Annotated in this window: 13 protein-coding genes and 1 other annotated feature; of the genes, 8 read left to right on the forward strand and 5 right to left on the reverse strand. The window is 41.1% G+C overall.

Translation table 11 applies throughout. The features are described from left to right. Positions 1–45 precede the first annotated feature (45 nt). Positions 46–690 carry a GGDEF domain-containing protein gene (locus tag JK635_RS12725; protein ID WP_202654292.1) on the reverse strand — a complete coding sequence of 215 codons (645 nt, stop codon included), beginning with the start codon at positions 688–690 and terminating at the stop codon, positions 46–48. Positions 691–933: 243 nt separating this feature from the next. On the opposite strand from JK635_RS12725, the gene JK635_RS12730 reads away from it, so the two are divergent. Further along, positions 934–1,230 carry a HesB/YadR/YfhF family protein gene (locus JK635_RS12730; protein ID WP_202654293.1) on the forward strand — a complete coding sequence of 99 codons (297 nt, stop codon included), beginning with the start codon at positions 934–936 and terminating at the stop codon, positions 1,228–1,230. A 114-nt stretch (positions 1,231–1,344) separates the two neighbouring features. On the opposite strand, the gene JK635_RS12735 is transcribed toward JK635_RS12730, so the two are convergent. Next, positions 1,345–1,737, reverse strand: a complete 393-nt coding sequence (locus JK635_RS12735; protein WP_202654294.1) for a C40 family peptidase — start codon at positions 1,735–1,737, stop codon at positions 1,345–1,347. Positions 1,738–1,883: 146 nt separating this feature from the next. Here JK635_RS12735 and JK635_RS12740 point away from each other — a divergent pair, with 146 nt between their 5' ends. Continuing rightward, positions 1,884–2,759, forward strand: a complete 876-nt coding sequence (locus tag JK635_RS12740) for a proline iminopeptidase-family hydrolase (RefSeq protein ID WP_202654295.1) — start codon at positions 1,884–1,886, stop codon at positions 2,757–2,759. A gap of 94 nt (positions 2,760–2,853) precedes the next feature. Here JK635_RS12740 and JK635_RS12745 read toward each other — a convergent pair whose 3' ends face one another. Then, positions 2,854–2,997 carry a hypothetical protein gene (locus tag JK635_RS12745; protein WP_202654296.1) on the reverse strand — a complete coding sequence of 48 codons (144 nt, stop codon included), beginning with the start codon at positions 2,995–2,997 and terminating at the stop codon, positions 2,854–2,856. 170 nt (positions 2,998–3,167) lie between these two features. On the opposite strand from JK635_RS12745, the gene JK635_RS12750 reads away from it, so the two are divergent. The 4 genes from JK635_RS12750 (at position 3,168) to JK635_RS12765 (ending at position 8,729) form a co-directional block, all read left to right on the forward strand. Next, a complete protein-coding gene (locus JK635_RS12750; RefSeq protein WP_202654297.1) occupies positions 3,168–4,487 on the forward strand; it encodes an MDR family MFS transporter in 1,320 nt (439 codons plus the stop codon). A 488-nt stretch (positions 4,488–4,975) separates the two neighbouring features. Further along, a complete protein-coding gene (locus JK635_RS12755; RefSeq protein ID WP_202654298.1) occupies positions 4,976–5,452 on the forward strand; it encodes a GNAT family N-acetyltransferase in 477 nt (158 codons plus the stop codon). 643 nt (positions 5,453–6,095) lie between these two features. After that, positions 6,096–6,345, forward strand: a binding site (T-box leader). A 62-nt stretch (positions 6,346–6,407) separates the two neighbouring features. After that, positions 6,408–7,673 (forward strand): threonine ammonia-lyase IlvA, encoded by a 1,266-nt coding sequence (gene ilvA, locus JK635_RS12760; RefSeq protein WP_202654299.1) that lies wholly within the window; start codon positions 6,408–6,410, stop codon positions 7,671–7,673. 336 nt (positions 7,674–8,009) lie between these two features. After that, positions 8,010–8,729, forward strand: a complete 720-nt coding sequence (locus tag JK635_RS12765) for a YebC/PmpR family DNA-binding transcriptional regulator (protein ID WP_202654300.1) — start codon at positions 8,010–8,012, stop codon at positions 8,727–8,729. 27 nt (positions 8,730–8,756) lie between these two features. Here the strand turns inward: JK635_RS12765 and JK635_RS12770 are convergent, their stop codons facing one another. Next, entirely contained in the window at positions 8,757–9,668 is a 912-nt protein-coding gene (locus tag JK635_RS12770) for a DMT family transporter (RefSeq protein ID WP_235888041.1), read from the reverse strand. Between the two features lie 259 nt (positions 9,669–9,927). On the opposite strand from JK635_RS12770, the gene JK635_RS12775 reads away from it, so the two are divergent. Together JK635_RS12775 and JK635_RS12780 are read left to right on the forward strand one after the other, a co-directional pair. Next, positions 9,928–10,443, forward strand: coding sequence for a YbaK/EbsC family protein (locus tag JK635_RS12775; RefSeq protein WP_202654301.1), 516 nt, complete (start codon positions 9,928–9,930; stop codon positions 10,441–10,443). 249 nt (positions 10,444–10,692) lie between these two features. Further along, a complete protein-coding gene (locus JK635_RS12780) occupies positions 10,693–11,148 on the forward strand; it encodes a hypothetical protein (protein ID WP_202654302.1) in 456 nt (151 codons plus the stop codon). A 143-nt stretch (positions 11,149–11,291) separates the two neighbouring features. On the opposite strand, the gene JK635_RS12785 is transcribed toward JK635_RS12780, so the two are convergent. Continuing rightward, complete coding sequence (locus tag JK635_RS12785; RefSeq protein ID WP_308078582.1) at positions 11,292–11,696, reverse strand: hypothetical protein; 405 nt, start codon at positions 11,694–11,696, stop codon at positions 11,292–11,294. Positions 11,697–11,906 lie beyond the last annotated feature (210 nt).

Raw genomic sequence — 11,906 nt, forward strand, 5'->3', positions numbered from 1 at the left:
TCCATGATAATTTAAGCTATTCAATAAAAGCCAGTCCCATCTTTTTTATTCAGCCAAGTGTTGAATTTTCATGTTATACATTTTTTTATCAGCCATTGATAATAATTTATCAATGGTTTTTCCTTCAGTCGGATAAATCGCAGCACCGATGGAAATGCTGACTTCTACCTCGGATAAAGAAATCGTTTTAAGATTGGCGTGAATTCTGTTGATGATTTCATCAATCCCTTCGTAGTTTTTCAAATTAGGGCAAATCAGGATAAACTCATCCCCGCCCCAGCGGGCCACAATATCGGATTTTCGCAAGCAATTTACTAAAAGATTGGCAAGGAGCTTTAACAATTCATCTCCCTTTTGATGGCCAAAATTATCGTTAATTTGTTTAAAATTATCGACATCGATGAGAAAAAACCCCACTGTCTGCCTATTCCGTTCCGCAAGCGAGGTTATTCTTAAGAAAAACGGCTCAATAATTCTTCGATTGTACACTCCGGTCAAAGGATCCTTTTCCGAATAGTATTTGGCTTTATCATATTGTTTGCCAAAATACCAGGCAGTCAGGAGCATAATGGGTAAACCAAAAATCTCCATCTTGCTCAAAAAACCATCCCGCAAATAGTAAAAATACATATAAATTGAATTAATACATAAAACAAGAGTGAAGGTGACAAACCTGCCTGTTCTCTTCATATTCATTCCTCCGACTGGAAGCTAATAATCAATCTAAAAATACTGATTATCATTATTCTACTATAGGATTTGTGAACTGACGAATTCCAATAAAAACGTCAAAAAGTTGACAAAATTGCCTTATTATTTAATATTCCATTTTTTAGAAAAATGGAAACCAAAATCATTCATTTGTTGCCGATTGATGGGAAATAATATAGTGTATAACTCTACTATTATTTTACCAAAAAGGTGAGAAAAGTGATGAAAATAAGCATTAGTGAGGCAGCAGTAAAATGGTTCAAGGAGGAAGTTGGCTTAGACGATGGGGGAAAAATTAAGTTTTACTCCCAAATTTATGGGACAAGCCCGGTGCAGAAAAACTATGCACTTGCTTTTACGGTTGATAATGAGCCGATCGATATGGCAGTCAAAACAGAAATCGATGGAGTTACCTTTTACATAGAAAGTTCTGATTTATGGTTCTTCAATGGTCATGATTTACATGTCGATTATAATGAAAAAAAAGAGGAATTGGAGTATAGCTATACAAAATCCTAAAAAGTATTGCCGTCAATTATTTTTGTCATCTTTATGAAGGCATTTGGGCCTTGTTACAGTTTAAGGAAGGAGCTTGGGCGAACCCGATATGGAAATAGCTAAAGGGGGGATTTGTTAATGAATTCTTTTAGCACCCATCCAAACTTTTCTCCAATAGGGTGATAATGGCGAGATTGTTACTTTCCTTCCTTTAGGATAGGTGTGAAGCATTTTCCCGTTCCCGAGGTATAGGGCAACATGTCCAATTCGGGCTATTCCACGCTTATGTTTTCGGCTTTTTGTCGTAAAAAACAACAAATCCCCCTTTTTAATTTTTTGAAACGGAATTGGTTTGCCTATAAGAAATTGCTGCCGGGAATTCCTTGGAAGGATTCGGCCATTGACTCTGAAGATATATTGGATAAACGAGCTGCAATCAAAGGAATCGGTTTGAAATGGAGAGGCATTAAAAACATAGGGCTTTCCCAGCTGTTGTAACCCGGTTTGGATCACATGATGTGCTAACATTTTTCTCCTCACCATACATTCATAATATTCTAGCATATGAACTCTATGTGTGAAATGCTTGTACAAACTTTACCGGAGAGCGTACAATTTTTAGAGAGAATCACAGACACTGGTGCCTGGCACCAAAGGTGAAAGGAGAAATTTTAATGTATGATGAGGGTTTTGTAGAGGTAACCGGTGGAAGAGTTTGGTACCAGCGGTTTGATGAAGGAGCGGGCGGAACCCCGTTGATTGTTTTACACGGTGGCCCGGGATCCTCGTGCTATTCGTTGCAGGTGTTAAAGGCGTTGGCAAAGGATCGGCCGGTCATTTTATATGATCAACTTGGCTGCGGGCGCTCAGACCGGCCAACGGATCCATCACTTTGGCGAGTTGAACGATTTGTGGAGGAACTTGGTCAGATTCGAGAAGCACTACACCTTGATGAAGTACATATTCTTGGTCATTCCTGGGGGACCACTCTGGCCGCAGCCTATTGCTTAACGGAACCAAAGCCGCACGGCGTGAAGAGCGTGATTTTTTCCAGCCCGTGCTTAAGCGCACCGATGTGGGAACAGGATCAAAGACGAAATTTGAAAAAGCTGCCGTTAGACGTCCAGGAAACGATCGAACGCTGTGAAAAAAAAGGGACCACGGATTCGCCTGAATTTGCCGCAGCAATCGAGGTGTTTGATAAACATTTTGTGAACCGATTGGAGTGTAATCCGGAATGGATCGAACAAAGACCGAAACACTACCGTAATCCGGAGGTATACAACATCATGTGGGGACCTTCGGAATTTACTGTAAAGGGGAACTTGAAAAGCTTCGATTGTACCGCACAGTTAAAGGAAATATCCTGTCCAACACTGTTTACTTGCGGACGCTATGATGAGGCGACTCCGGAAACAACCGAGTACTACAGCAGCTTGACCCCAAATGCAAAATTCCATGTGTATGAAAACAGCGCCCATATGGCCTATATTGAAGAGGAAAAAGAATACTTACAAGTAGTTGGCGACTTCTTAACATCCATTCAATAATTTTTTGCACAGAGGCTGTCCTGTTGGCTTTGACCTGGTCTTTCTTTATGGACAGCCTTTATCCTTTTTATGAAAAAATAACGCCATAAAGGCGTTAGGAGAATTGGTTATCGTCTTGCTGATCATTTTGTTGAATCATTTCTTTCACATCTTGAGAAATTTTATCAAAGGTTTGATTGACTCGATTCATGATGTCTTCGTTATTGACACCGCTTTGTTGGTTTGGTTCCCTTTCCATATATTTCACCTCCGCTTGTCCTTAGCGTTTGTTTAGTTTGAATCTTTTATTACCCAAAAGCGGATAAAATGTTTTAGCTGTTAGGAAATTCTTTGCTATAATAGGAAAGATAGTTTGATGGCTTCTAAAAAAAGGAACCTCACATCAAGATCTATACGTAGGAGGAATTTATGGGGAAGAATAGATATGTATTTTGGGGGTTAGTGATTACCACACTGATTTCTGCACTTGACGCCAATATCATGCAAACGGCAAGCCCGACGATTGTCAAGCAGCTTGGGGGAATGGAACTGTTTGCTTGGATCTTTGTCGTTTATATGTTAGCTAGCACGGTGACGGTTCCGTTGTACGGAAAATTGGCCGATCGATATGGCCGAAAAAAGCTGCTAATGATTGCTGTCGGTATTTTTACGATTGGTTCGATTCTTTGCGGGATTGCTAATTCGATGGTTACATTGGTGATTTATCGTGGAATCCAGGGGCTTGGTGCTGGCGGGATGATCCCTCTGTCGATGATTATTGTTGGGGATTTATTTACAATTGAAAAACGCGGCCGAATTCAGGCAGTCTTCAGCTCCATTTGGGCCTTATCATCGATTGTTGGACCGGTTTTAGGTTCTTTTTTTGTTAAAACATTAACCTGGAGATGGATCTTTTTTATCAATATTCCTATCGGGATTCTTACTGTACTTTGTTTAATTCCTTATAAGGAACAGGTTGATTTTAAAAAGAGTTACATTGATTATAAAGGATTTTTCTTATTTGGTATCGCCATTACGCTGCTGCTGTTGGCAACCAATGTAAGTCATCCGCTTTGGTATGTGATCGCCGGAATCGTTGTGTTCCTTATTTTTGTCATGGTTGAAAGGAAGGAAACATACCCATTTCTGCCTGTTGCTCTGTTTAAAAATAAGGGGATTTTTCGGACGAATCTTTTTATGTTAGTGTATTGCCTTTCTTTTTATGGTACATCGAACTTTATTCCCTTATTCCTGCAAGAAGGCAACCATATGAGTATCTATAAGAGCGGATTGATTTTGTTAAGTATTGCGGTTGGCTGGATGTTTGGCAGTACACCTGCGGGGAACTGGATCATCCGTTTTGGCTACAAGAATTTATTTATTTTAGGCAGCTTCGTTACCGCACTTTCGGGTCTGCTTCTCTATCTTTTTGTAGAGAATATTTCTTATGCTGCCTTGTTTCTCGTTCTGACCGTGCAAGGCTTTGCCTTTGGTTTATTGTTTGCGGTTGCGACGATCGCCTCGCAAGAGTTTGCCGAGGCTGAAATTAAGGGAATCTCGACTTCGTTGCAAATGTTTTTAAGAAATATTGGCGCTTCCATTGGGGTTACGATCATGGGTGTGTTGATCAACCATGCAGCCAACATCGTGGTCGGGATGCAAAACGTATTCCTGTTTGCTTTAATTTTTAGTTTTGTAGCGATCTTCTTAAGCTTTCTCATTCCAGCCAAAACAACAGCCGTGAGCTAATCATCACAGCTGTTATATTTACAATTGATCATAACATTATTATGTGAACAAAAAAATGTCAGGCAACATGTGAAACTTCACATAGTGCCTGACATTTTTTGTTAGGAGCCGGGATTTTTTGCATTTAATATTCTTTAGATTTATAAAAGCTCGTGACTACTCCATATCCTAAAATTACCCCAAAAATGGGGTAAGGCTTGGTCATTAATATTAATGTAGCAAAAAATGTTGGAAGTCCCGCATGGTTTTTTTGGGTAAATTTATATTTAGAAACTGGGCATGAGTGGCAGGACAGGAGAAACCACCTTTTGAATATGCCGAGTCGGTAGGTTATTTAATTTTGCCGAAAAAGGGAGTTTGGAAATTGGATTGCTATGTCCAGGAGCATTTTTATGGTTCGATTGTGATTGACGTAGAGTGATTAAAAAGGGCGGGCATTCATCAATTTCCATTCATATACTATTTCAAACATTCTCCGAGGTGAGTGGATGGATATTAAGATTGCCAGAACGAAAATGAAGGAAGCCGCACCGTTGTTAAAAATCCAAAAGCAGGCATTTCAAGCGGATTTGAAAAAGTATAGGGATTATGATTCAAGCCCTGCCGCAGAATCTTTAGATTTTTTCATCTATCGAATGGGCCATTCCCTTCATTACACTGTTTACCTAGATGGGAAAATGGCTGGAGGAATATGTCTGGTGAAGATATCGGATGACCATTTTCGTCTGTTTCGTGTCTTTCTCAGCCCTGAGTTTCAAAACAAGGGCCTGGGCACAAGAATCCTGAAAATGCTGGAAAAACAGTATCCAGAAGTGACTAAATGGAGCTTGGATACACCGAAGGATCATGCACGCAACCGCCGCTTCTACGAAAAGTTTGGCTATCAACAAACTGGAGAGTTTAAAGTTAATAATCGTTTGACTTTAATTGAATATGAGAAAAATATAAGGCGAAAACCACCATGACGGTGGTTTTTTTGGCTGCTTGGATTCGTTACCAGATAGATACATGGATCATTTAATGAGCTTTAACAACATGGGTGCATCATTGGGAAACAACAGGGGTTCTGCATTGGATAACAGCAGGGATTGTGCATTGGCGGGCAACAACATGGATCATACATTGGGTAACAACAAGGGTCATACATTGGATAACAAGGCTGCGGGGCTGCAGTAGGCATAGGCATGGGCATCACGTTTGAAGGCATCACATTAGACGGCATCACGTTGTCCGGTATCAAATTTGCTGGCATCATTGGTTGGTTTGGCATCACATTGGCTCCCATATACGGCTGATTTAACAGGGCATTGGCACTTGGGTACAGATTATTTTCCATGTTCATCTCTCCTCATGATTCAAATACAAGATAGTGTATGTGTCCATGGGGATTTGTGTATAGACGTTCCCCTAGATAAAAGACTTTAAAAACAAATATTGAAACATAAAAAAACAGCTATCCTGTCAGACTGCTCATTTTCCTAAATTCTTATGTGTCCCGACCTTTTTTAAAGTGAAAATGAAAGCGCTTCACATATTTTTTAAATATAGTAAATGTTCAAAAAATATTGACAGAGATTTTTTTCAGTGGTACCCTAATTAAAAATTAATCATCAATCGATGATGAGAAGAGTAGGATAGGTTTTGGTCAAAAGAGAGTCGACGGTTGGTGCGAGTCGATGGCGGGACTATCTGAAGATCATCTCTGAGATGCCCAGCTGAACATAATCAGTAAGCTGCGCCGGGTGAGTCCGCCGTTAATGGAACTCGTACTGAATAAATGTACGACGATCGAGAGCCGCACGGGTCAAAAGACTTATTGCGGAAGTAGGGTGGTAACGCGAGCTAACTCGTCCCTATACAAAGGGGACGGGTTTTTTGTTGTTCTAAAAGACAGTGTAAAATAAAGGAGGTACCCTGACGATGAGTCAAAAGGTGGATAACAAAACGTTTAATGTGGAGGATATCATCATTGCCAGCCACACGATAAAGGATGTGATTACGCCAACACCGCTGCAATACAATCACTTATTATCAGAACGTTACAACTGTCATGTTTATTTAAAACGAGAGGATCTGCAAAGTGTCCGCTCCTTTAAAATTCGCGGTGCCTATAACCGGATAAAAAAATTAAGTGTGGAAGAAATGAAGCACGGGATTATTTGTGCCAGCGCCGGAAATCATGCCCAAGGGGTGGCCTATTCCTGCCATTTATTAAAGATTCATGGAAAAATCTTTATGCCGAACACAACCCCAAAACAAAAGGTCAACCAAGTGAAATTTTGGGGCAGGGAGGATGTCGAAATTGTCCTGGTCGGCGACACGTTTGATGATGCGTACGAAAAAGCCATGGAATGCAGTATGGCTGAAAAGCGAACGTTTATCCATCCCTTCGATGATTATGAGGTGATTGCCGGTCAAGGAACGGTCGGGGTGGAATTGCTCAATGATTGTCCGGAAAAAATCGATTATTTGTTTGCGGCGATTGGCGGCGGCGGCCTGATGGCGGGAACCGGAACGTATTTACGGCATTTCTCACCGGAAACGAAGTTAATCGGCGTTGAGCCAGAAGGGGCTCCCGGGATGAAGACATCGATGTTAAAAGGCGAGGTCACTTGTCTCGAAAAAATTGACCCATTTGTCGATGGTGCCGCAGTCAAAACGGTGGGAACCAAGACATTTGAAATTTGTAAACAGATTGTTGACGATATTATTGTGGTCCCGGAAGGAAAAGTTTGCACCACACTGTTATCCCTTTACAATGAAAATGCGATTGTCGTTGAGCCGACCGGGGCCCTGTCGATTGCCGCTCTCGATACATACGCCGAGGAAATAAAGGGCAAAACGGTCGTTTGTATCGTCAGCGGCGGAAATAATGACATCGGCCGGATGCAAGAAATTAAAGAGCGCTCGATGATTTATGAAGGGCTGCAGCATTATTTTATCGTCCAATTTCCACAGCGGCCCGGGGCATTGCGGGAATTTTTAATGGACGTTCTTGGTCCAAATGATGATATCAGCCATTTTGAATACACGAAAAAGAATAATCGGGAAACCGGCCCGGCCTTGGTTGGGGTTGAATTGAAAGATAAAGCTGATTACGGCCCGTTAGTAGACCGGATCAAAGCAAAAGGGTTTTTATATCGGGAAGTCAATAAGGACAGCACCTTGTTTCAAATGCTTGTATAACCTTGAAAGGCGGAAGCGCCTTCGAAACAAGCACAGCTTGTTCCTGCGAAGCTTATTCTCTCAGTAGCTTTCTTTAGTGATCAGCCCCAACAAGCAAATGTTCTTCTCTCCAAAAAGTCCGCTTTTGACTTTTTTGCGGTGGCAGGTGAGGTTTTGGTTTGAAAAATTCCCTGTAGGAATTAGCTTGTCATAAGGTGTGTTAAGTCGAACGAATGTTCATTTTTTCGATAGGGACTTAACAAATGGTTGTTTTCATGTATAATATTAAATGGTCTCATCCCACCGAATCGAGGGTGGGTTTTTTGTAGCGATTCAATTTAGAAAGCGAGTGTTAATATGGGACGTAAATGGAATAATATTAAGGATAAAAAGGCGGCAAAGGACGCAAACACGAGTCGAATTTATGCCAAATTTGGCCGCGAAATTTATGTGGCCGCGAGACGCGGTGTGCCGGATCCGGACGCCAATCAAGGGTTGAAATTTGTTCTTGAGCGGGCAAAGACCTATAATGTTCCGCGTCATATTATTGACCGGGCCATTGACAAAGCTAAAGGCGGTTCCGATGAAAGCTATGATGAGCTTCGTTATGAAGGTTTTGGTCCCAATGGTTCGATGATTATTGTCGATGCTTTAACCAATAACGTTAATCGGACGGCTTCAGAAGTACGCGCTGCCTTTGGTAAGAATGGTGGCAATATGGGAGTCAGCGGTTCTGTTTCTTATATGTTTGACGAAACAGCGGTTATCGGTGTCGAAGGGAAGAACGAGGAAGAAGTACTTGAGCTCTTGATGGAAGCGGATGTTGACGTGCGCGATATCATCGCCGAAGATGATCAGGTCATCGTTTATGCTGAGCCTGATCAATTTCATGCCGTTCAAGAAGCATTCAAAAATGCCGGAATCACAGAATTTACCGTCGCTGAACTGTCGATGATTCCACAAAATGAAGTCACGCTCCCAGAGGATGTTGTTCCTAAATTTGAAAAACTGATTGATGTTTTGGAAGACTTGGAAGATGTGCAACATGTCTACCATAACGTGGATTTAGGTGAATAAAGATTTAAGGGTGCCCATTTGGACACCCTATTTTTTTACCGCTGATAGGATGAAAATGGTTGCAATAATCGCCAACGTTCCGATCCATTCAGCTAGACCAAATGAAACATGAAGCCAGGAAACGGCTAACAACGTGGCCGATAATGGCTCGGCACAGGCAAGCAGGCTTGCTTCCGATGCCCGAATATATTTCATACTCTCCATATAACAGAAAAAGGCGATTAAGGTCCCAAATATAACGACGAAAACGACAGCAATAAAAGCGGAGAAGGACCAAGTTCCTTGAAACTTCCACGGCGGTTGAATAAAACTAAAACCGATTCCCCCAATCAACATCCCCCAGCCAACGGTTACTAGTGAACCCCATTTAGCCAGCAGTCCGCTTGGGTATAAGGTATAGAAGGCAAGGGCAAACGCTGATAAAATTCCCCAGACAAAGGCCGGAAGCGAAATTGAAAGGGCCTGAATATTCCCTTTGGTCACCAGCAAAAACGTCCCGGTTAACGCTAAAAAGATCGCCATTGTTTCGTGCTTGACCGGCAGTGAGTTCGCTCTCATACATAGATAACAAGCGATAATCACCGGTGCCAAGTATTGGAGAACGGTTGCCGTTGCCGCATTTCCTTCCTCAATTGCCGCAAAATACGTATATTGAACCCCTAACATCCCGATGATGCCGAAGAGTACCAAATGCAGGGCGTCCTGTTTATTTTTCCAAACCGCCCAAATGTTTTGTTTTCCAACGGTTTGGGCGAAAAACAGTAAGCCTAAACCGGAAAAAAGCAAGCGAATAACCACCAGCCAGCTTGTGCTAAAGCCTTGCTGGTGAAATAAAAATTGGGCAACCGTACCGGAAACGCCCCATAGGATTGCGGCAATTAACACTAACACAATCCCTTTTGTTCGTGGATAAGGTAAAACAGCCCCTTGTGATTGCAATCTGTATCCCCCCTAAGAAGCAATGATTACATATAACAAAGATTATAATATTTTTTTCATCGTAATTGTAGTAAAATATATAATTTTCTAAATTATAATGATTGCCCTTTACCAGAAATCGGGAAATATCGGCACTGCACAAACGTAATATCAACCTAATATACTTTAATTCTAAAAAGTATTAAAGCATTATTGTTGTATAATTGTGGGAAATTGTGTATTATTATACAACATATACGGTATGGAAAGGATGAAAAATATGTCATTAGAAAGCGTCAAAGCGCATTTTAAGCAATGGAATCGGGAAAATGATATTATGGAATTCAATACCTCGAGCGCGACGGTAGAACTTGCAGCTGAAGCGATTGGAGTGGAGCCGGCTCGGATTGCTAAGACACTGTCCTTTCGGGGTGAAGAAAATGCCATCTTAGTGGTAGCAGCAGGTGATGCCAAGATTGATAACAAGAAATTCCGCCACACATTTGGCTTTAAGGCTCGGATGCTTTCTTCGGAAGAGGTACTAGAGCAAACGGGGCATGCAATTGGCGGTGTTTGTCCGTTTGGCTTGAGAAACACGCTGGATATTTATCTTGATATATCGATGAAAAGATTTGCAACCCTTTTTCCTGCATGCGGCAGTACGAACTCGGCAATTGAGCTATCCTGTGAGGAAATTTTGGAATACTCGGGGGCTGAAGGCTGGGTTGATGTCTGCAAAGGCTGGGAACACGCAGATGTTGGTGAGGAAGAGGGACTGACAAATATCAGTAAGTAACCTCCATTTATACATATGAAGCAATTGTCACAACGACGATTGCTTTTTTATATTTTTTGCCGCTTCTGAATATAAGCACGATAGAATTTTTAGAAAGCGGAGATATTAACGATAAAGGAATATTCTCAGGAGGAACAATCATGGGTGATTGTCATTTTTTGGTTCTGGTGTTAAAGGTGGAAGCAGTGAAACGTTTGTATCCGTTGAAAAACCATCATCAACATTTTGTCTCAAACAATGGATAAATCTATGAATGAAAAAGAGGCCTTGTTTTGGAGTATTGCCCTTCCAGGCTTTGGTCAATTACTAAATGGAAAATGGGTTAAAGGAATTTTGTTTGTTGTATTGGAATACTTAATCAATATTCAAGCCAAGTTTAATGAGGCGATTATCGCCAGTTTCCGTGGTAACATTGATTTGGCAATTCAGCTGACTGATTTTCAATGGCTAATGTTTTATCCATGTTTATATTTTTTTGCGATGTGGGATGCGTTTAAGGATGTAGGTGGGGAAAAACAACCTTATGCTTTTCTTCCGTTTGTCTTTGCAGCCTATTTTGTGACAGTTGGTTTGATTTATTCGACGGAACTAAAGATCTTTGGCATCTTGTTAGGTCCGGTTTGGCTACCGATACTGTTTGTGATTCCTGGCGTTGCAGTCGGTTTATTGATACAGAAAGTCCTGCAAAAAAGAATTGCCAGATAAAAACGACTGCTTGAAGAACGGCAGTCGTTTGTGTTTTCAAGAAATGAATCATTAGGAATTTAATATTCGGCTGCTCGAAGGAAACAGTGGCTTCCTCGCAAAATCTTTGTGGTTATTAAAGTGGTGAATTGCAAATTTAAAACTTACCTTGGTGTTATCGGTTTGACTGTGATCGCTGCAGAACAGGTCGTTGTCAGGCAGCCTTCTAATTGTTCCGGGTTTAATAAACCTAAATTGATCGCTGCCTTAATTTTTTTGTCATCCGGCTTTTTAACGACCTGAATCAGATCATGCAGTTGTAAGCCTTCCAGTTTTCTGATGGTTTCTTCCTCATTATATTTTTCCGTTTTTCTTACTTGCCGTTGCAGTTTGTAGCCATTCATGGTGATTTCAGCTTTTTGGTCGGCACCGAATAATTGGTTAAAATATTGCTGAAACACTTCTTTTAATTCGCTCATTTCCAGTTCAATTTCCTTTTTTTGTTTATTCAACTCATAATATTTGACTAACATTTCTCCAGTGATCTGGGAATCACTACTTTTGAGCACAGTCCTCGCCTCCTTACGAACGTATATTCCATTCTATGAAACTTTTTGGATTTTAGTACTGTTATTGGAAGCAAAGGACAAAAAAGGGGCTGTCCGATAAGTCCCTAAAATAAAGCAAGTGGAGAAAAACGACACGTTTTTCTCCACTTGCTTTTGTATTTTTTCGACTTTTATCTGAAAGTAGCTGGCGGATGCCTGCTACTTTCAGTA

Source organism: Neobacillus paridis, from assembly GCF_016765675.1.
In the GTDB taxonomy this organism is placed as follows: Bacteria; Bacillota; Bacilli; order Bacillales; family Cytobacillaceae; genus Neobacillus; species Neobacillus paridis.